Consider the following 20,444-nt stretch of genomic DNA (forward strand, 5'->3'; position numbering starts at 1 on the left):
AGGAAAAATGCCCCATAAAATATACTGCAAATCCTATATAGACAAATGCAAGTATTCCAAAGGTAATTGCAAGAATTATGCCTGCTATGTTTCCGGCTTTTCTTTTGTTACTCATTTTTTCATTTACCCCTCAAATCTTAGTGCCGTGCACTTCGCAATAACCGAAGCGCCTTCAAGTCTATCTTCTTATTATATAACCAGGGCCCTTAAATATCCATTCCAATTATTTTGCCTTCCCCCTTCGGGGGCGCTCGACGTCCGGGGTTGCTACTCGTCCGGGGGACGAGTGCTTAGCAACGACCGGAGTGGAACGTAGACCGTCGGTTCAGCGCGGACCGAAGCGGAGCGTAGACAAGGTGCCCGAAGGGCGGATGAGGGGCTATAAAAAGCGCTTCCGGACCAATCCTCCGGAAGCGCTTATCCCCTAACAAAACATCACTTAACTATCATTCCCGTTTCTCTGTCTGCAAAAACCGCAACCATTACAAGGAATACGATACCCATTATGAGCTGCTGTGTTTTGGGCTCTATTCCGAGCATTACAAGTCCGGCTGTCAGAATCTTGTAGGTAAGAGCTCCAAGGATTATGTTATAAAACTTAACCTTGGCCCCACCGTTTACAGGCATTCCGCCAAGTACCAGCGCTATCATGATCTGCGTCTCCAGCTGGTTACCTGCCGTTGATGTAACGGAGCCTACCTTGATACTGTTTATAAATGCCGCAAGGCCTGTTATCATACCCGCTGCCATATATACCAGCATCTTGGTTTTCTCAACTCTTACTCCCGCAAATCTCGCTGCGGTTTCGCCGGCGCCTATAGCCTTAAGTCTGTTGCCGAGACCAGTGTACTGGAATGCCACAAACGCACCCACAAGTATCAGTACGGTAAACACCAGATTAAAACCGATAGTATTATAGGAAGTGATATTTGCCACACCGTAAACAGGGCTCTTGGTCGTAGCATAGGCCACCATTCCGCGAAGCAGATACATATTGCAGATAGTAACAATAAAAGATGTGATCTTGCGCTTTACGTTAAAAAATCCGTTTACAAGACCGATAATTCCACCTGTTATAACTCCGCATATAACCGCGAGCACAATATTTATATTTGATAAAAAACAAATTACAACAGAACATATGCCGAGCATAGAGCCTTGTGAGAAATCAAGTCCGCCCATAGTCATTACCATGAACACTCCCACGCAGGCTATAAGAAGCACATATGACTGTGACAAAAGAAGCTTTAAGTTTCCTGCCGTATAGAGCTGACCGCCGGTAAGAATCGCAAACAACACCACAATAAATATGAAACCTGCAAAAGGCATTATATTTCTTACTATCGGCCTCTCCATGAAGGGAACCTTTATTTTTTTCTCATTCTCCATATCTTCCTCCATCCCGAAGCTTATACCATCTTTGCAATAAGGTCTGTATCTTTAAGTTCTTCGGATCGTTTGAATTCACCGTTCTTTCGTCCGTCCTTCATGATGATGATACGGTCCGCCATACCAAGAAGCTCCGATATTTCTTCCGAGATCATAATGATCGACTTTCCGTTCTTTCTCATCTTATCCATCATCTGATAGATATCAGCCTTAACCTTGACGTCAATTCCTCGTGTGGGAGAATCGAGAATGATTATATCCGAGTCTTTCCCAATCCATCTGGCCAATACAACTTTCTGCTTATTACCTCCGGAAAGAGCCGACATAAACTGATGCACACCTTCCATCTTGGTACTCATCTGTTTTGCAAACTTCTCGGCAAACGCCTTCTCGTCCTTCGCGTGAAGAATGTGGTTTTTCTTGAGGTCCTCCAGGGACGGCAGACAGATGTTATCCTGAATCGTATCATTGATTACAAGTGACTCGTTGTCCCTGTCCTTCGAGGCATAAGCTATGCTGTGGTCGATGGCGGATTTGATATCATTTATCTGCGTACCATCAGACAGAGTTACGCTTCCCTCTCTGTCATAGGAAGCACCGAAAAGAGCTTTTCCGACTTCATGCATTCCGCACTCCGACAGTCCGCCGATTCCGATAATCTCGCCCTTGTGGAGCTCAATTGAAAAATCTTCGATCTCACCCGGCACAGTCAGATGCTCACCCTTAAGGACCACTTCACCCGATATCTCCTCATTGTAATCCGTGCGGTAGTAGTTGTTACTCATCTCTCGGCCTACCATGAGCTTCTTCAGATCATCGGTAGTTACACTGTCACTTTTTACGGTATCAATAAGAACACCGTCTCTTAGTACGCTGATACTGTCCGACTGCTCAATAACCTCATCAAGATCGTGAGAGATGAAAATGACGCATCTTCCGTCATCCTTAGTCTGCTTCATAACTTTGAAGAGCTCTTTTCTTCCCTTCTCGCCAAGAGCCGTTGTGGTCTCATCCACCACAAGAACCTGCGGCTTAAAGTGTGTAGCTTTTACGATTTCTATCAGCTTCCTGTCCTCGAAATTATATTTATCAATGATGTCCGTCGCCTTTATATAGCTGAAGCCGTAGGAATCAAGAAGTGACTGAGCTTTTTTATTCATGCTCTTTGTGTTCTTTACTTTGAACTTCGTAAACTCATCCTCTTTTCCGAGGAAGATATTCTCAGCCACGGTAAGTCCAGAAAGCGTTCCAATCTCCTGTACAATAATTGCGACACCTTGATAATTACCATCGACCTGATTTTTAGCATTTACTTCTTTTCCATTTAATGTAAAGGTTCCGGTATCCTTGTGATAAATACCTGTAAGACAGGATGTAAAGGTTGATTTGCCGGAGCCGTTTTCACCGATCAGTGCATGCACCTCGCCCTTGCTAAAGTCGAGAGTCACATGATCGATTGCGTGAGTAACGCCGAAATTCTTATCGATTTTCTCGGCATGTAAAATAACTTCGCTCATGTCTCCCTCCTTACTTGACTACTACGCCCTTAACAGGCTTGATGGTCATGGTTACGATCGCGAGCAGCACAATACCGGTTACGATATTCTGTACCGTAGTCGGTGCTCCGAGAGCAACGAATCCCTGGAACAACAGCTGAATTATGAACTCACCTATAACAATGGCGATAACCGGATGTCCGTACTTTTTAAAAGCAAGTCCGAAGAACGTTCCCATAAGAGGCGGGAAGTTTCGGCTCATGGAAGCAAGATTGGATGCACTTGTCATTGAAGTTCCGTAGGAAATAGTAAGGATAGCCTCGATTCCCACGAAAAGTCCGCAGAGCACAAATGCTACAACCTTGTACTTATCTACATTTACACCCATATTCTTTGCAACAACTTCGTTGGATCCAATGGCATAGGTGTATGTTCCGATCTTGGTATATTTGAGAATAAAACCGCAGAGGAAAAATGCCGCCAAGGCCAGAATGAGGTTCCCCGGATAATCACCGAAAGCTCTGTACTGCGGAGCCAGAATAGCCTCTTTTCCGTTTGTGGCAAAGATAGACAACGCCTCGTAAACCAGCGAAAGTCCTGCGGTTACGATGAGTGACGAAATTCTGAGTTTTATATATACAAGTCCGTTAAGCAGGCCAACCAGCACACCGCTTATAATCGGCGCAATGAGAAGTCCCGCATATCCGAAACGTTCGCTCATATTTACGGCAAGCACCGATGAAAGCACGATGTTTGCACCCACGCTCATATCAAAAGGTCCCATTACGCAGATAAAGTAGAGGCCGCAGCCACCTACCGCATAATAAAGAGCCGTTTTCAAATATGTCTGTAATTTGTCAAAATCTCCGAAGGTCTGCGGCGCCAGTATTTTGAAAAACGCCCAGAACACAAATGTCAAAACAGCAAGAAGCACCAGTCCGTACCAGTGGCTCTGCTTAAATTCCTGAAACTTATTCATATACTCCTCCCGTGATGAGGTATACTTTTCAAATCTGTATTTCTTAAAGTCCCTATACAGTCATGCTCGCCGAACCTCCTGGATGGCAGGAGATCCGGCAGAGCTTTTAACCTGGATTAGTTGTTGTGACGGGAAATAACGTCGTCAATTGACAGATTGGAAGCTGCCTTGTTGAGATCGTCGAAGCTGTAATTAGCCATCTCTGCAAGCTCATCATCTGTGTAAGGATCATCGTTTACAAAGTACTTCTCATAATTTGCATAATCATCGGGTGATGATACATACAGATAAGGGAAGAGTATCTCATAACCGAAGGTTCCTTCTTCTTTCACGTAGTTACCCTTAACTGCGTTAAGTACAAGATAGAATGCGAAAAGAGGATCACAGAAGTGTCCGCCTGACTCTGCAAACATTCCGCCTGACTTAAGCTGATCTGCGAGGTCATCAAGGAAGTCTGTTGATACAACGTCGATCTTGCCTGTAAGACCTTCGTTAGCATAAGCGCCGATTGAACCAACAAGGGGATCTCCGCCGCCGCCCGCTACGATAAGAGCGTCCATACCGGGATTTGAATTGTAAAGTGACATAGCTGCTGCAGCACCTTCTTCGGAAGATGTGTTTGCGTATACGGGCTCAGTCATTGTTGCGGGATCATCAGCGTGTGCTGAATTCCACTCATCTATAGCCTGCTGATAGCCCTTCCATCTAAGCTGGAATGTAGCATCACCAACTGTCCATGCCTCAAGTCCGATGGTTCTGTCGCCATTTTCAAGAAGGAGATTAACAAGTGTATATCCGTTTGTTACCTCATCTTCATGAACTGCGCCTACATAATACTTGGAGTTGCAAGCTGTCTTATAAACCTCAGGGCTGTTCTCTTCAGAGATGATGCGGAAGAACTGAGCGATATAAACGCCGTGCTCTGTACATGTGTTGATAGCTGAAGTCATCTCGGAATCAGCCGAGTTACAAATGATGATTCCCTGGCATCCTGCTGCGCAGAGCTGCTCAACAGATGCTGTAACCTGCTCGGACACGTGAGCCTGGTCAACATACTGAACTTCTACGCCGTTAGCCTTAGCTGCCTTATCCACGATTTTCTTACACTGGCTTCCAAGAACGTCTGTGGAACTCCAGATTGAAACACCGATCTTAATCTTGTCAGATCCGGATGCGGATGCTGATCCCGAAGATCCTGCGCTGCCACTGTTAGCACAGCCTGTCATCAAAGATGCTGCCATGATACCGGTCATGAGCAGTGCTCCCAACCTCTTGATACTCTTTTTCATAGATTTGTAACCCTCCTTTTTGCCTTTGAAAAAAATTATTGTTTCACCGATCCGAGCCATCCACGAACCGGAATTGTTACCATTCACTTGCCTTCTCCCACGGGGAGAAGGTGGCGCGCAGCGCCGGATGAGGGGCTTATCGTTTCAGTCCCTTCACCTCATAGGTCTTACTCTTCTGCGTTCCGAAATCCACACCTGCTGCCTCGGCCGCGGTGTTGTCATAAGATACCGACACAACTACCTGATCTCCGTTTGACAGCTCCTTATTCTTATCTATGCTGAATGAAATTGAAGAAACCGCATTGATGTACTTTGTCAGCTCCGCCAGATCATCAACCTCATTCATCTCTTTTATCTTCTCTTCACCGCCGACCATCTCGGTTTCGATTCCGTCGTAGTCAACGTTTACATAGGCTGTACCTTCGCCATTTTTCCCACTGAAGTCCACGGTCACGTAATCAAGAATATTAGTTACTCCGTCATTGGTATCTATCTTCGCCTGTCTGCTCTCGCCGCATCCTGTTACAAGGAGTGCTGCACTCAGCGCAGCTGCAGCGATTATTGCTGTGATTTTTCTATGGTAGAACACCGGATTATCCTCCTCCCCAAAACAAAAAACTTCGCGAACAGGTTTGTTAATTCCCTGTCCTCGAAGTTTATATTAGCAATTATGACTTTGTGACAATTAGCACAATTTAGAAAAACTCACTATCACTTTTTTGAAATACTGTTTCGATACTCTGTCGGACTTTTTTTCTCACACCTTCTGAACACTCTGCTGAAATAGTTATAGTCATCATAACCGACCTTAAAGGAAATAACCTCCAGCTTATTATTCTCATCCTCCATAAGTTCCTTTGCCTTTTCCATGCGACACCTGGTGATACATGCCGTAATGGTCTCATTGTATTTTTGTGAAAACTTCTTCGAAAGGTAACTCGGCTCCACATAAAATTGCTGCGCCAAATCCGACAAGGTCAGATGATCCATGTAGTGCTCCGCGATGTAATCACGAACGCTCTCAACCTGCTCACTTATCGTGGAGTTCTCCGAACTTCCCGCATTTGAAGCAGCCCCCGAACCTGCTCCGATTCTAAGTGCCAGTTCGATATTGTCCAGAATGATATCTTTATTCAGCGACCTCAGTCCATAGTTGATTGCATCCTGAACCTCTTCATATGTCCGGCTGTTACTGGTTTTATCCGCCTCAGCTATAATATTTATCATTCTTGTTGTAAACTGGGTAACCTCAAATAAGCTCCACTCTTCACTGTCGCACTTCTCCAGCCCTGCGGTCTCCATGATAAGGCTTCTCGCTTTAGATATATCATTATTCTCAAGACACGCCGCAATCTGAGCTTCCAGTCTGTCAGTAAATCTATCCTGCAGCTTTGATTTTCTCCTTATCCCGTTGCATGCGATGATGCTGTGCCTTCGTCCAAAGGGCCTCGAAACAAGCTCAGCGATCATCTCCCTGTACACTGTCGCAATATCATCAAGAGAACTTGCCTGAGCATGAAGTACGATAGTGACAGGTCCCTGTTTTTCTATCGGAAAAGCAGCGTAGATGCGGTCTGCTATAAGCCGGAGCCTTGCAGGTGTAGCATTTAACTCGATAATAAATTCATTCACCTTATCCGTATACTGGAAGACGATCGAACCTTCCACGTCGATCAGTTCGCGTAGTCTCTCCTTGATATCATAGGACATCCTAAGGACGTCCTTATTGTAATTTTGCTTCAAAATCTCCACATCATGGAACTTCACAAGAATCGTGGATATCTCCGAGAACACTCTGGTACTTGGCACATGGGACTCTTTCCCCGGTCTGAAGAGCTTACCATTTAATAGCGAGGAAAACTCATCATCCTCAAAAAAGGACGAAATATAATTTTCCCTGAGACGGTTATCTTCCTTCGAAGCCTTCTCGGCCTCCCTCTCCTCCAGAGTTTTCAGCGCCTTACTAAGAGAGCCTACCAGTTGTTCTCTCCCCACAGGCTTAAGCAGATAGTCGATTCCACCCGCCATGAAAACACCCTTCACCTTCTGGAAGTCATCATAACCGCTGACTGCGAGCGTTATAATATCAGGATATTCTGTGTGAATCTTATTAAGAAGCTCCAGTCCACTTATAAAGGGCATATTGATATCCGTAATGACTATATCCGGTTTCTCCTGCGGAATCCTTTCAAGGACCTCCTCCCCGTCGCAGGCAGGCTCAAGAAAGTCGATGGAATAATCCTCCCACGACAGCATTCTTCTAATATTCTCGCGGCTCCAAAGTTCATCGTCCGCCGACAACACCTTGTATTTTGCTCCCATATATTACCTCCCCTTATTCACTGCCAAGTGCCAGTCTTGCCTGCTCAATTGCAGATAATTGAAGCTTCTCTTCCTTCCTTGCTTTGACCACAGGCAGTACGATCACAGCCTTTGTCCCCGTCTCCGGACTGCTCTCGTAATGAATTCCATACCCATCACCATACACATTTTTCACACGCGCATTCACATTCATGACACCGATTGAACGCCCCATCTCAATCCTGCTTATATCTGCCTCATCAAGCTGTTTATTCATAGCATCGGCATCCATTCCCGCGCCATTATCTTCGATAACAATCACCAGCTTATCACCCTCATGTCTTGCGGAAATAATAAGCTCCTTATCCTTCCTCCTCGTATTCCTAAGACCATGCTGAAGCGCGTTCTCAACAATAGGCTGCAGCGTAATCCTCGGAATATTGTCCTCCAGAGTATCCGAATCAATCTTATAAATATACTTGATGGAATTGCCGTTTCTGACATCCATTACATACAGATAGTTTCTGACATGTGCCATCTCCTGCTGCAACGTCGACTGTGTATCCGAGATATCAAGACTGTATCTGAAAATCGCGGAAAGCGACTGGCATAGTCCGCTCACCAATGTACAGTCCTGAGACGCCGCAATTCCGCTCATGGTATCCAGTGTATTGTATAAAAAATGCGGATTAACCTGTGCCTGAAGCACCTTGTACTGCGTCCTCTCCATCAGCACCTTTGCTTCGGTTTCCTCCTGAACCATGCGGCTTATCTGATCAAGCATATCATTGAACTCATCACCCATGACCTTGAGCTCTTCACTCCAGCCATCAGTTTTGGCCCTAAGATCCGTATCACCGTTTTTAATCTTAATGATTGTTTTACTTAACTGTTCCACCGGCGTATATATAAATCCGGAAATCCTGGTTCCCAGAATCAGAGTTACCAGAATGATGAAAATCGCAATTACTATCAGCGTCCTCGCAAGTGCACTCTGGGTATGCATCATCAGCGACTGCGGAGTCAGCATGATAATGTGCAGATTATATTTTTCGGAATTTCTGCTGTTTAAATAAAAAGAGCCGTATTCATTTTCAAACTGTGGAAACTCATTTATTGAAGTTGCAACTATTTTTGTCAGGTCGGAAAATATCTTGCTCTCCTCCTTCGTGGTATTACCCACTTGTGCTATCGGAGAATCTCCCCTTGGCTGAAGCCAGACATACACATCTCTCGACGATATGTATTTACTCATGATATCTTCAACATTCTGCGTATTGAAATCGCACACCAGATACCCGAACTGCGATCTGTCATCATCATAGGTATGAAGCTTTAGCACAAAACGAAGTACATCCTGATCGGCCTCCTCATTGTGATATCCCGACAACATCAGCGCATAGTCGTCAGATTTGAGATAGCTTTTAAGGTGAGCAACATTAACATATTGCTCTGTATTATAAAGATCTTGTGGGTAATTATAAGGCTGTTTTCTGAAAGAACTTATCAGATTATTGCGGTTATCATATATATACATGGCAAGAAGCTGGTCTTCCGAATCGAAGCGTCTCTCCGAAAGATGCCAGGCATCAAAATAATGATCACCTTTAGATTTGTGATTTTTACCGGAATTTCTCATGTCGTAGACCATATCAGTCTCATTGTAAATGGTCTGCATTTTGACAGAAACATCGTGAATATAAGAATTTAACTCCGCCTCTATGCGCTGAAGCGTCTCATTGTTATTTAAAAGGCTCTCTCCCCTAATCTGCTGCCTCGAAATAACTTCAAACACCACCGTCTGCGTAATTATCGCAAAAAGCGTACACAAGGTAACCAGCCCTAAAATGGCCTGGCGCATAGTCCACTTCCCTTTTATCATACCCATTGTCCCCTAAAACAATAACCATACCTACTTTGAAAAAGATAATAACATACTACACACAGAATTGATAATTATATTTTTATAGGACAATAATAAAGCAGTTTTTTTCATCACTTCGTTTATATTTGAGAGTCCCCCCGTGCTTTTCAACTATCTTGCGGGAAATTGCCAAACCAAGTCCCGTTCCCCCATCGGTTTTCCTGGTCTTATCTCCTCTTGCAAAGGACTCGAACATTCTCGCGGCAAAATCCTCCGCTATAGCTTCGCCATCATCCGAGACTTCAATCGTTATTCTGCCTGAATCATCGAACACTTTGACTGCGATGTTATTTCCGGTCTCATTATACTTGTTGGCATTACTTAGGAGATTATTAATCGCCCTTCCGAGGAGCTGCGTATCCACCTCTGCAAAAAGCGACTCCTCTGATATATCTATATCAAATTCCTTTCCTGCAGCTGTGATATCCTCATAAAACTCTGCGCAGATTCTGCGTACAAGCTCGCATACATCCGCCTTCTCCAGATTCAGCTTATACTCGTCACTCTCCATCTTAAGACTGGTGTTTATATCTTCGGTAAGAGTCCTTATTCTTTCTGCCTTCATCTCGATAGTCTTGTAATAATCATTTACTTTCTCTTCGGGGACAAGGCCCTCCTCAAGCGCACAGATACTCCCATTTATGGAAGCGATAGGATTTTTTATATCATGAGCAAGTTCAAGCAGCATCAAATTTCTGCTCTGCTCCACCTGATGTCTTTTATCTTCACTCTCCTTCAGCTTTTCCGCCATGCTGTTGAATCTGTCCCTGATGTCCTCAAATTCCTTATCAGTAATGTAGTCTATGACCACATCTCTTTTTCCCTCACTCACCTCATCCATTCCCTGCATAAGGAACTTAAGCGGCATTTCAATGTGCCTTTTCAGATACAAACTGATGCCTACAATTTCAACAACGAAAAGCGCAGCAAAAACCAGCAGAAATACGAGGTATCTGTTTCCGTTTTCGTTTGTAAGCATATATGTAACTCTGTAGGTCACCATATCGGTGGGGTAAAAAACCAAAAAAACGCGCTTAGGATCTCCCACATATCTGGCACATGCCGAATATATCTTTTTGTCGGTAGCCTCATGCTGACTTATGATAACTCCGTTGCCGCTGGATGCCACATATCCCATGTCGACCAAATACGCAAGCTCCTCGATATTGTAGGTGTACTTATCTGTTTTCTTTTCTCCCACAACATCGACTACGTTACCGCTTTCGTCAAGTTCCTCAACCCATCCTCCGCTGTGTTCCAAAACTTCGGTGTCGTTGATTGTTCCATCGTATTTCACAACCGTCTGCGGTGAAGCATTCGAAAGACTCCCATTACCCAGATACATCACTATTGCCAAAGTCAAAGTGAGATACAGCACGATAGTCACAACAAGAAACAGAACATAACTTTTTACAAGCCTTGAAAAAATGCTTTTCTTCTTTACTCTCTTTTTCTTCATAACAGGATTTATTCTTTCTCGAATTTGTAGCCAAGTCCCTTGACTGCCTTAATCATTGCAGCTTCTTTATCTGCTTTCTTAAGCTTATTTCGAAGATTACTTATATGCACCATAATAGTGCTGTCATCAGCAGCGTAGTCACTTTCCCACACATACTCTGATATCTGCTGTTTGGTGAAAATATGCCCCGGATGAGGCATCAGAAGTTCTAAGATTTTGTACTCTGTACCGGTAAGAGCTATACTCTCCCCTCCCGTTGTTACAGACTTTGCATCGGTGTTAAGTTCTATTCCGAAAGCTTTATACACCTTGTCAAATTTCTCATGGTAGTCATAGTTTCTGCGCAGCTGCGCCTTGATTCTCGCAACAACTTCCATGGGATTGAAGGGCTTTGAAATATAATCATCCGCCCCAAGCTCAAGCCCGAGAATCTTATCATAATCCTCCGTCTTTGCCGTAAGCATAATAACCGGAACATGACTTATCTCACGTATCTTTCTAAGAACTGAGAATCCGTCAAGCCCCGGCATCATAACATCAAGCAGCACCATGTGCGGCTTTTCTTTTTTATACAACTCCAAGGCCGATATTCCGTTATCGGCCTTGAGAAGTCTTATCCCCTCTTTGCTCAAAAACAATTCCAGCGAATTAAGTATTTCTACTTCATCGTCTGCCCCAAGTACTGTGTATTCCATACCTTCCTCCGTTCCCTGTATTATCTTGAGCTCTGATGTATGATTCTTTTCCCCTCTCTCAGTATGGATTCAGCTGATATAATCATCAATCACTTCTTCGAATGTTCTGTCAAAGCTGTAGGAGTTTTTCCACTCAGGATCCAGCTTATCAAGAAGCATACATTCAAGCATTCCGAGACGATAGTATTTTGCGTTTCCGTCCACGTATTTCGACGCTGTACCAAGGTATTCCTTTTGGTATGTCTCCTCGCCGTTCTCGTATCTCACAGCCAGTGATTCCACATAATATGCGGAGCCTTCCATCATTAAATAAAAATCCTCAGAGCCGTTCACCTGCTCACTAAGAAGTCCCCTCCTCTCCTTAGCTATTTTGCTATATTCTATCGCAATTTCGTTTACATCGCCACTGTTTTCATCAGTAAATATGCGGCTTAATACCTCCATCTCCTTTGAAAACAATCTCTTTGCCTCATTGTCCGAATCAGCAATCTCTGAAAGCTCTGTTTCGGAGAGTACATTCTGCGTAGTCTTTTCGTACAACTTATGATAGGAATTCTGATATGCATGGAAGCCTTCATGCCAGATAACAGCGGAAAGGGGCTCATTATTTACAGCTTCAAGTGTTATCCAGGTATCATATTCGGGAACAACCACTTCAAACTCATCGCCGTCCTGATATATACTTCCGACAAGTCCTCCGTAAACAGCATCTCTCTTGGTATAGTTGCACTCGCCGCCGTCATAGCTTACGACAACATCCTTCTCAGAATCCGAAAATGCCACTTTATAATCCAGTGGGCAAAAACCCTTGAAACCCATGTCACCAAGCTCTTCATAATCCTCAGCAACCTTATAGAGCATTTCCCTGTTATTTTCCTTAAGTCCCCTCTCGGTTGTTGCAAACCCCGAAACCATCAGAGTTGCTCCAACCAACATATATATTACAAATCCCGCTTTTTTCATCATCTTATGCTTCCTCTCTTCTCAAGATCATTACCAGAAGTCCTGCTGCCCAGATCACTAAAAATGCCATTATGATCACATGAATATTTAAAGGTTTTTCCTGAACCAGATTGCCTGCCTGATTACTGATGCCGGCAAGATCCGGAATGAGCATTACCGCTCTCTTTATTACTGCTCCGCCGACTCCCGTAAGTGTTGCGGTCAAAAGCTTAAGTGCATCTCTAAGTGCTCCGAAGACCAGAATGATTACCATTATCGTTCCTGTAAAAAGTGTGGGTATCCTGATTGAAAGCGCCGATGTGAGCATGCAGATACAAGCCGAATAGATCATCATGAAAACCGTTGCCATCGCTATTCTTCCAAGGATATTTGAATATCCGTTTACTACAGCGAATACTCCGAGTGTCGCATATAATATGATTCCTGAGATCCAGGACACTACTATATTTCCTGCCGCAAGGCACATGTGATATCTGCTCTGGCTGATTCCTCTTGACCAAATCAGATGACTTGTTCTTCTCTCATACTCCTGTGGAATTGTTGAACATGAGATTGCAAGAGCTATCGCACCATTAAGGAAATTCAGAACGTTTATAAGTATGGGAAGAAGCACATGATAATCCTTTATACTTTTTCCTCCGATAGTGAGGCTACCCATATCTGTTGAAAAAACAGCTACCACAATAATTCCCAGTGCCATTGTCACATATAACATCTTTTTGCGGATTTTCTCTCTTATTACGTTAACTACGATTTCCATGATTATTCCTCTCCTACAAGTCTCACAAATTTATCTTCAAGTCTCTCTTCGCTTTCGCCTTTGGTCCAGGTATCTATCACTTTTCCTTTTTTCATGATCACGCCTCTGTCACAAACAGCCTCTATATCATGCAGTATGTGGGAGTTGATAATAACTGTCTTTCCCTCTTCCTTAAGTCTTTTCAGAAGTTCAAGATTATGTTTTCTTCCAAGTGCATCAAGTCCAGCTGTGGGTTCATCAAGAATCAGGATGTCCGGATCAGAGATCAGTGCCTGTGCAAGTGCCAGTCTCTGGATCATACCTTTTGAATAGTTCTTTACCTTAATCTTGTTATCCGATAGTCCTGTAAGTTCCAAAAGGCCTTTAAGATATGCTGTATCTTTTTTGGATTTGTCACCTTCTATTCCCGCGTAATATTTCATCACTTCCATTGCTGTCAGATATTCGGGAAAATACGGTGTCTCCGGTGAATAGCCAATCTTCGCTCCACTCTCAATCTCTATATCTCCTGAGCTTGCCTTTGCAAGTCCCAGTATCATTTTTATTGTGGTGGTCTTACCTGCTCCGTTTGCTCCAAGTAGTGCAAACACCTCGCCTTTTTTAATATTCAGTGACAAGTCATTTACTGCCGTCATCTCCTTATATGTCTTTTTTACATTTTTCAAAACCATTATGTCGTTCATCTGTCTTGCTCCTCCTTACAGTTCATATAGTAACAGGACAAATAAAAGTCTCCTTAAAGCCAACCTAAAGATTTCCTAAAGATTTTTCATTCCCGGAAAAATGTATTCGCGCAAAAAAAGAGATGTCCAATATAATGAACATCTCCTTTTAAACAATTTCTAATTTTTCCTGTAAAATTTCACTACCAGACTTAGACTCAGAATTCTTTATTCTCCATGATTCGCACACTGCACAGATAGGATATGGTTGTAACGATGACGCAAACTGCGACCAGAATAAGGATTGTAACCGCTCCCGGAAGATCATGAAGTATGTTTATCACACTCACAAACGGGTTGACGGAATCAGCCAGAAATGAACTTGAGCCGATTGCCAGCACTGCGACAATTCCAAAAATGACAAAGAGTGCGATTCTGCTTTTTTCAGCACCGAATTTAAGCTGCAGCGGAACTATTATCGCAGTTGCAAGATACATGGAGGGTATGACTGCAGTCATCATTGGAATATCGGATAAACCCGCACCGTTGTTTCTAACCATATCCATAACAGCAAATACCAATGCTCCAAAGCACCATGCAGCAACAGCAGCAATCAGGCTAAACACATACTTCTCTCTCACATATGTTTTCCTGTCAAAGGGAAGAGTCATTAAGAAAGGAAAGCCGTTGTCATACTCATCATAGCTTATGCTTCCTGTTCCAACTATCAATGCAAGCATCGTAAGGTATGCGATAAGAAATGCACCATTATTGGATAATCCCATGACAACCGCCATTACCAAAAATATTATAAGTGTTTGTTTTCTAACCAGTGTCAGTCTAAGATCTTTTTCTATGAGTCCACGCATTTTAGTTGCCTCCTGTCATCATCAATATCAGATCGTCTATGTCGCTGTTTTCAATGACTATATTAGGGTTGTTTTCCGCATAAAACTGTTTCTCATTTGTAAAGCAGGCGTATCCGAAGTGATCCTTTTTCGTGCTGAGAATATAACTCTTGTCGAGTTTCTCATAGGTGGCTTCGTTCACCTTGAGAACTCCGTAATTACCAAGTATCGCATCCGTATCCTCATGCAGGATAACCTTGCCATCGTGGATCAGATAGATATCATCACAAAGTCCCTCAAGATCTGATGATATGTGGGATGTGATAAGTATTGAGCGCTTTTCGTCCTCAACAAGATACTCTCTGAGAAGGTCAAGGATATCATTTCTCGCTTCAACATCAAGACCAGCTGTGGGCTCGTCCATGATAAGAATCCGTGCATTATGACTCATTGCTATAAGCACTCGGAGCTTTGCTCTCATACCTGTTGAAAATTCCTTGATTGCCTTATCAAAGGGAAGTCTCTGGGACGAACAGTTTTTCTTGAAAACTTCTTCATTAAATGAAGGGTACATCTTTTTCATGATAACTGTTATATCCTTAACTGTAAGGAATGTGCTAAACCCTGAGTCAGACAGAGCAACTCCTATCTCTTCTTTATCTTTCGCGGTAAGCTTCGATGCCTCTTTACCGTTTATCGTGACAAGTCCGCCGTCAGGCTTTACGAGTCCGAGAATTGACTTTATCGTGGTACTTTTTCCTGCGCCGTTTTTCCCAACAATCCCGGTAACTGTTCCGTCCGGTATTTCCATTGAAACATCCAGCCTAAAACTGCCGTAGTTTTTAACAAGATTATCAACTTTAACCATCAGTTTTCCTCCAATATGATCTGTACGATCTCAAGAATATCCTCTTTGGTAAGTCCAACCGCGCTTGCCTTCTGCACTGCTGCCGCAAAGTCATCCTCCACTGTCTTCCTTCTCGCCTCCATGGCAAGAGACTTATCAGTTGCAGCGACGTAGGTTCCTTTGCCGTGAACCGTTACGACAAAACCTTCTTCTTCCAGCCTGTCATAGGCTTTTTTTACAGTTAAAGCACTTATCCTAAGCTCTCCTGATAATGCCCTGACAGAAGGAAGTGCTTCATCCTCCGCAAGTTCGCCGCTTATTATTTCATTCTTCACCTGATTCACAAGCTGTTCGTATATTGGCACCATCGAGGTGTTATTTAAAATGATATGCATATCACCATCCTCCATAAACAGCATATAACAGTATATAACTGTTGTCAACTGTTATATACTGTTATACTTATAATTTTTTATCAAGAGAGTGTTTGCGTCTGTATTATGTCAACTGTTTTCATCATAAACTATGACTTTATCCGTGAGCTTCCTGCTCATTTCATGCCTGGCTTTTCGATTCGCCACGGTATCGAAGATAATTGAAAAATCGTAATCTTCAGGGTAAAGTTCCTCTGCCTTTACATGCATTTTTACTCTCTTGTGATTTATGTATATTTTCTTGTTTGGCAGCTGTACCCTAAGAATTCCCTTTTTATTTATGGGCTCGCATACAATACCAATCTTCTTGTCGGGATATATCATAACGCTGTCGCCAATACTGAATTTCTGTTCCAGCTCTGCGGTGGAATGTATTCTCTTTGCCTTGACGATTTTTCCGGTGCCTCGTTTTCTTATTGCATTCTTTTTACCCGAAAACTCATAGTCCTTGCCATATGCGGCCTTGGCTGCAACCCTCAGCATTTCTTCAGGCATACCGAGCCTCTCTGCAATATAAAATGCGCAGCTCTCTCCGGCTTCTCCGATTATCATCTCATAGGTCGGGCGAAGCGTCTCCTTATCAAACACCATCCTCGCATTCACAATATGCTCAGCCCTTGAGGCGTACTCCTTGATCTCGGGATAATGCGTTGTCACAAGGAAGTTCGCGCCGCTCTTTCTAAGCTCCTCCAATATCGCAACAGCAATTCCCATTCCCTCTGCAGGATCTGTTCCAGAACCAAGCTCGTCCATGATTACAAGGCTTTCCTGATTTACATTTCCGAGTATATCAAGAACATTTTTAATATGAGCCGAAAAAGTCGACAGGTTTTCGGAAAGATTCTGACCGTCTCCAATGTCCGACAAATAATTGCTGTTCATGCAGATATCTGCTGCTTTACACGGTACATGAAGTCCGCACTGAGCCATGTAGCAGCTCAGCATGACAGTTTTGATGGCAACTGTCTTTCCACCGGTGTTGGGACCTGTTATCACAATTCCGTTTACGCCTTCATCTCCAAGTGAAAAATCCAGCGGGATATTTTCTTCCTTATCCATTAGCGGATGCCTTGCTTTTACAAGTTTTATGCGCCTTTCAAGATTTATGGCAGGTTTGATGCAATCAAGATCAATGCTTAGCTTCCCCTTCGAAAAAACGTAATCAAGCTTCTCCATCATCTTGATGTTTTCTTCCATTATCGGAGCAACATCCGACACCATCGCCGTAAGGATATACAGTATCTTGTAAACCTCGTTCTCCTCATCTATACGAAGAAGTTCCAGTTCCTCGTAACACTTCGACAGACCTACGGGCTCAACAAAGAGCGTATTTCCGGTCGCAGATTTATCAATCACACTTCCCGGTATCTTAGCTTTACATTCTTTCTTCACCGGAACGCATACTCTGCCGTTTCTCATTGTGTAGTAGGAATCCGCCATGTATGTCTTGTTCTTCCTGATGATCTGCTCAGCCTTCTGCTTCATGGATTCTTCCATGGTTGTTATGCGATTCCTGATCTCATAAAGTTCTTTTGTTGCCCTGTCATCCACCTCTTCATTTCTTATCTGTCTGCAGATTTCATCTTTTAACTCATAAAGTGGATTTAAATTTTCATCATAATATGCAAGTGAATTTTCATACTGTTTACCGCGTGACAGATAGTCCATCATCCTCTCTACTGCAACAAGAACCTTTTCAACTCTCTCAAGCTGATAGGGTGTAAGGCTACTCCCTGTGTCAGCTATCGTTAGAATCTCTCTTATCTCAGTGACATTTTGCACCGGAGGATTTCCCAGCTTTTCTATCAGTTTTCGGCTATCCGTGGTATCCTGAAGTTCCTTTCTAAGCTCCCTTTCATTTAGTATAATGTCAGCCTCTCTTATCTTTTCCTTTGCATAATCTGTACTTGTGAGCTCTGCCCACATATTTTTAATCTTATCGAATTCAATTTGTGTTTGTGTATTCATTTTTCCCTCCGGTCACCCTCACGGTAACCTCTCATCATTCAAGCAGATTCCTAAACACCTAGGTGCTGTTCAAATATCTGCATAAAACCTTCCTGCACTTTTCCTCCTAAACGACAAAAAACCATGATATCTTGCGCCAAAGATATCATGGTTCATAAATAAACATATCAAAAAATGACCTCATAAAATGCGGCTCTTTCCCATAATATTATTAAGCGTAATCTAATAAGCCGGTAGTTTTCACCACAGACTCACAAATATTGATTCATTGAATCTTTTGCTCATTGCAATATCACGAGGCCGTATTGCAATGAAATTAGTTCACCACGCTTAACATAAAGCTCCTCTTTTTTATATTATGGTTAAGCACATTTTATGCTCTGATTCGAATATATTACTCTAAAACCTGTATGTCAACATACAGTCCTACAAATTAAAAGTTTTAATAGTATAGGAAATAAGATACATAATCAGTACAGCAACAACGCCAAGAAGTATGTACTTTTTCCTACTATTATCAATTTTACTGGGATTATTCAATCGGTCCTGATCAGCAATAAATGCCGGATAGTTGTCCGGTTTTACAACAGGTACAAATCCATCTGTTATTGCACTGCCATACCAGGTAGTTCCCGCATTAGCACTTACAAATCCGCTGAATGTATTTATATTCTGAAGATCATTACATTCTTTTGCTGCCTTATACAGATAAAAATGTCTTTTTACTTCATCAAGCGGTCTTTCATACGCGCTTCCAAAGAGCTGATATATATGCTCCATATCATGATTTATATAATAATTCGCGTAATCTCCATAGGTCTGAATATCAGAATAAGCCTTTTGAACATAGCTTGCCTGAGATGCCTTTGGATGCAGAATTCTCGCATCATTAGCACAGCCTATAACCTCATCCATATCCATGTAATACAGAGCAATAAGCTGCTTTAAATAAAGAGCCAGAATCATATCGTTTGCGGTGGTACATGAGTCCTGCATAAGGCTCAGCATTTTTGATGTCCTTGTAATATCTCCCAAGTAGTAAAGGCCAATGCCCATATTATAGTGAACCTTGCTCCAAAGTATCTGCTTTTTCAGCATCATTGGAATAAAATTCACATAGCGGGATAACCCCTTATCCGGGTAACATTCCCTGAAAAGGTACGTATTAAGCTCTCTATAAAGAATTTTTCTTTGCTTAAGATACGAAAGAATAACTACTAAAGTCAGCGAAAGAATAATCAGTGACAGGAAAATGTTTTCATCTATAAAAATATCCTTTATCATCAGATAAAACAGTTCAGTAAAAAGAACTATATAAAATGCATTCCTGACATTTTTAAACTTAGTTGCGCAGTTATCAACAAACTCCTTCTCCCCGGAATACTGGCTCACATCAACTATCTCCAGTATCTTTTCATACTCCTCTTTGTTACTCATTTTTATTTCCTCCAACATTTAATATAATTTAATCTATTTCCATGGTCTTACTTTACCGATCCAGCCGTTCTCATTCCAGTATTTAAAGTCGGTGTATTCGGGATTCTTTTTACCGAGGCTCGTTTGCAGCATCCTTACTATATAGAACTTTGCTTTCACTATAACATTTGTATTACCCGGTTTATTATAATCAATGACATGGAATTTTTTTGCAACACTGCTTAGCTTCTTTTTGAAGGATGCTTTACTCTTGTCCCCGATCTTGTCCCAGTCAATTTCAGACATCAGTTTGAAACTTACGACTTTGATGGTAGAAATGCCCCACCAGGAAAGACTGTCCTTAATATCCTTTGCTGTGGATCGTCCACCCGCTCCCAGGCACTGTGTGATTATCACCGCACGCTTTCCGAACATTTCCTTTGCCGGGCGGTGAGGCATCCACCGATAACCGAAATGGTCAAGCATAGCCTTCATTGCGCCGGTTGTATGGAAAACATATGCCGGTGATGCAAAAACCAGCAAATCCGCTTCAAGCAAAGACTTCTCTATCTTCTGCACCTTTTCAGCGTCCTTGCAGAGATTCTGATTATTCCTGAAACATGCAGTACACCCCGTGCAGAACCCTGGACCATCTTTGGGAAGATAGTATTCCGTAATCTCTGAATCGTCTCTGAACTGCTCTAAAAATATTTCCTTCATTCTGTATGTAACACCGTGTTTTTCGGTTCCGTTTATCACTGTAATCTTCATTTTGTATTTCTCCGCGATCTCTTCTTGTTATCCTGACTTGGTTTTTCATCTCTTGCGTACAGTTTGTTGAACTGCCGGATGTGTGCTTCCATCGTCTTAAGTGCCTCTTCCTCACGCTCTGGTTCTCGATCGCATATGGTCAGAAGCATATATATCGGCGCGTAAAAAATAGTCAAGCTCTACATCCTTGTATTTTTCCGGATTACTGTATATGTCTTCAACTGTTTTAATATGGTCATATAC

General features: G+C 42.7%; 19 protein-coding genes. All 19 read right to left on the reverse strand.

The features are described 5' to 3' along the window. Nucleotides 1-435: 435 nt before the first annotated feature. The 19 genes from G596_RS0107755 to G596_RS24355 all read right to left on the reverse strand — a co-directional run bounded on the left by G596_RS0107755 (nt 436) and on the right by G596_RS24355 (nt 20,377). A complete protein-coding gene (locus G596_RS0107755; RefSeq protein ID WP_022761270.1) occupies nt 436-1,389 on the reverse strand; it encodes an ABC transporter permease in 954 nt (317 codons plus the stop codon). A 20-nt stretch (nt 1,390-1,409) separates the two neighbouring features. Further along, nucleotides 1,410-2,906: a sugar ABC transporter ATP-binding protein gene (locus tag G596_RS0107760; protein WP_022761271.1), complete on the reverse strand. Its 1,497-nt coding sequence runs from the start codon at nt 2,904-2,906 to the stop codon at nt 1,410-1,412. Nucleotides 2,907-2,916: 10 nt separating this feature from the next. Then, on the reverse strand, nt 2,917-3,864 hold the full coding sequence (locus G596_RS0107765) for an ABC transporter permease (protein ID WP_022761272.1): 948 nt from the start codon (nt 3,862-3,864) through the stop codon (nt 2,917-2,919). 116 nt (nt 3,865-3,980) lie between these two features. Next, the gene (locus tag G596_RS0107770; protein WP_026671242.1) at nt 3,981-5,153 is read right to left on the reverse strand and encodes a sugar ABC transporter substrate-binding protein; all 1,173 of its coding nucleotides are present in this window, start codon (nt 5,151-5,153) and stop codon (nt 3,981-3,983) included. A gap of 136 nt (nt 5,154-5,289) precedes the next feature. Continuing rightward, nucleotides 5,290-5,742: a hypothetical protein gene (locus G596_RS0107775; protein WP_022761274.1), complete on the reverse strand. Its 453-nt coding sequence runs from the start codon at nt 5,740-5,742 to the stop codon at nt 5,290-5,292. 122 nt (nt 5,743-5,864) lie between these two features. Beyond that, a complete protein-coding gene (locus tag G596_RS0107780; protein ID WP_022761275.1) occupies nt 5,865-7,475 on the reverse strand; it encodes a response regulator transcription factor in 1,611 nt (536 codons plus the stop codon). A 13-nt stretch (nt 7,476-7,488) separates the two neighbouring features. Then, on the reverse strand, nt 7,489-9,336 hold the full coding sequence (locus tag G596_RS21405; protein ID WP_022761276.1) for a cache domain-containing sensor histidine kinase: 1,848 nt from the start codon (nt 9,334-9,336) through the stop codon (nt 7,489-7,491). Between the two features lie 82 nt (nt 9,337-9,418). Continuing rightward, nucleotides 9,419-10,837, reverse strand: a complete 1,419-nt coding sequence (locus G596_RS0107790; RefSeq protein WP_022761277.1) for a HAMP domain-containing sensor histidine kinase — start codon at nt 10,835-10,837, stop codon at nt 9,419-9,421. Between the two features lie 8 nt (nt 10,838-10,845). After that, nucleotides 10,846-11,532, reverse strand: coding sequence for a response regulator transcription factor (locus tag G596_RS0107795; RefSeq protein WP_022761278.1), 687 nt, complete (start codon nt 11,530-11,532; stop codon nt 10,846-10,848). Between the two features lie 69 nt (nt 11,533-11,601). Further along, nucleotides 11,602-12,498, reverse strand: a complete 897-nt coding sequence (locus tag G596_RS0107800; RefSeq protein ID WP_022761279.1) for a hypothetical protein — start codon at nt 12,496-12,498, stop codon at nt 11,602-11,604. A gap of 1 nt (nt 12,499) precedes the next feature. Then, nucleotides 12,500-13,255, reverse strand: coding sequence for a hypothetical protein (locus tag G596_RS0107805; RefSeq protein ID WP_022761280.1), 756 nt, complete (start codon nt 13,253-13,255; stop codon nt 12,500-12,502). 2 nt (nt 13,256-13,257) lie between these two features. After that, the gene (locus tag G596_RS21410) at nt 13,258-13,938 is read right to left on the reverse strand and encodes an ABC transporter ATP-binding protein (protein ID WP_022761281.1); all 681 of its coding nucleotides are present in this window, start codon (nt 13,936-13,938) and stop codon (nt 13,258-13,260) included. A gap of 197 nt (nt 13,939-14,135) precedes the next feature. Next, entirely contained in the window at nt 14,136-14,786 is a 651-nt protein-coding gene (locus tag G596_RS0107815) for an ABC-2 transporter permease (RefSeq protein WP_022761282.1), read from the reverse strand. A gap of 1 nt (nt 14,787) precedes the next feature. Next, on the reverse strand, nt 14,788-15,633 hold the full coding sequence (locus G596_RS0107820) for an ABC transporter ATP-binding protein (protein ID WP_022761283.1): 846 nt from the start codon (nt 15,631-15,633) through the stop codon (nt 14,788-14,790). Then, nucleotides 15,633-16,007 carry a GntR family transcriptional regulator gene (locus G596_RS0107825; RefSeq protein ID WP_022761284.1) on the reverse strand — a complete coding sequence of 125 codons (375 nt, stop codon included), beginning with the start codon at nt 16,005-16,007 and terminating at the stop codon, nt 15,633-15,635. Before G596_RS0107825 ends, G596_RS0107820 begins: the two co-directional genes overlap by 1 nt. 108 nt (nt 16,008-16,115) lie before the next feature. After that, nucleotides 16,116-18,014 (reverse strand): endonuclease MutS2, encoded by a 1,899-nt coding sequence (locus G596_RS0107830; protein ID WP_022761285.1) that lies wholly within the window; start codon nt 18,012-18,014, stop codon nt 16,116-16,118. Nucleotides 18,015-18,440: 426 nt separating this feature from the next. Next, nucleotides 18,441-19,451: a hypothetical protein gene (locus tag G596_RS0107840; RefSeq protein ID WP_022761287.1), complete on the reverse strand. Its 1,011-nt coding sequence runs from the start codon at nt 19,449-19,451 to the stop codon at nt 18,441-18,443. 33 nt (nt 19,452-19,484) lie between these two features. Then, nucleotides 19,485-20,201 carry a flavodoxin family protein gene (locus G596_RS0107845; RefSeq protein ID WP_022761288.1) on the reverse strand — a complete coding sequence of 239 codons (717 nt, stop codon included), beginning with the start codon at nt 20,199-20,201 and terminating at the stop codon, nt 19,485-19,487. Continuing rightward, nucleotides 20,198-20,377: a hypothetical protein gene (locus tag G596_RS24355; protein WP_022761289.1), complete on the reverse strand. Its 180-nt coding sequence runs from the start codon at nt 20,375-20,377 to the stop codon at nt 20,198-20,200. Before G596_RS24355 ends, G596_RS0107845 begins: the two co-directional genes overlap by 4 nt. Nucleotides 20,378-20,444 lie beyond the last annotated feature (67 nt).

It is taken from the genome of Butyrivibrio sp. AD3002 (assembly GCF_000420905.1).
Classification (GTDB): Bacteria; Bacillota; Clostridia; order Lachnospirales; family Lachnospiraceae; genus Butyrivibrio.

Excerpts from the sequence above, each read along its gene's own strand:
- G596_RS0107795 (WP_022761278.1), bottom strand. The coding sequence starts at position 11,532 with ATGGAATACACAGTACTTGGGGCAGACGATGAAGTAGAAATACTTAAT.
- G596_RS0107765 (WP_022761272.1), bottom strand. The coding sequence starts at position 3,864 with ATGAATAAGTTTCAGGAATTTAAGCAGAGCCACTGGTACGGACTGGTG.
- G596_RS0107760 (WP_022761271.1), bottom strand. The coding sequence starts at position 2,906 with ATGAGCGAAGTTATTTTACATGCCGAGAAAATCGATAAGAATTTCGGC.
- G596_RS0107770 (WP_026671242.1), bottom strand. The coding sequence starts at position 5,153 with ATGAAAAAGAGTATCAAGAGGTTGGGAGCACTGCTCATGACCGGTATC.
- G596_RS0107755 (WP_022761270.1), bottom strand. The coding sequence starts at position 1,389 with ATGGAGAATGAGAAAAAAATAAAGGTTCCCTTCATGGAGAGGCCGATA.
- G596_RS0107820 (WP_022761283.1), bottom strand. The coding sequence starts at position 15,633 with ATGGTTAAAGTTGATAATCTTGTTAAAAACTACGGCAGTTTTAGGCTG.
- G596_RS0107825 (WP_022761284.1), bottom strand. The coding sequence starts at position 16,007 with ATGCATATCATTTTAAATAACACCTCGATGGTGCCAATATACGAACAG.
- G596_RS21410 (WP_022761281.1), bottom strand. The coding sequence starts at position 13,938 with ATGAACGACATAATGGTTTTGAAAAATGTAAAAAAGACATATAAGGAG.
- G596_RS0107830 (WP_022761285.1), bottom strand. The coding sequence starts at position 18,014 with ATGAATACACAAACACAAATTGAATTCGATAAGATTAAAAATATGTGG.
- G596_RS0107800 (WP_022761279.1), bottom strand. The coding sequence starts at position 12,498 with ATGATGAAAAAAGCGGGATTTGTAATATATATGTTGGTTGGAGCAACT.
- G596_RS0107840 (WP_022761287.1), bottom strand. The coding sequence starts at position 19,451 with ATGAGTAACAAAGAGGAGTATGAAAAGATACTGGAGATAGTTGATGTG.
- G596_RS0107790 (WP_022761277.1), bottom strand. The coding sequence starts at position 10,837 with ATGAAGAAAAAGAGAGTAAAGAAGAAAAGCATTTTTTCAAGGCTTGTA.
- G596_RS0107845 (WP_022761288.1), bottom strand. The coding sequence starts at position 20,201 with ATGAAGATTACAGTGATAAACGGAACCGAAAAACACGGTGTTACATAC.
- G596_RS0107815 (WP_022761282.1), bottom strand. The coding sequence starts at position 14,786 with ATGCGTGGACTCATAGAAAAAGATCTTAGACTGACACTGGTTAGAAAA.
- G596_RS21405 (WP_022761276.1), bottom strand. The coding sequence starts at position 9,336 with ATGATAAAAGGGAAGTGGACTATGCGCCAGGCCATTTTAGGGCTGGTT.
- G596_RS0107780 (WP_022761275.1), bottom strand. The coding sequence starts at position 7,475 with ATGGGAGCAAAATACAAGGTGTTGTCGGCGGACGATGAACTTTGGAGC.
- G596_RS0107805 (WP_022761280.1), bottom strand. The coding sequence starts at position 13,255 with ATGGAAATCGTAGTTAACGTAATAAGAGAGAAAATCCGCAAAAAGATG.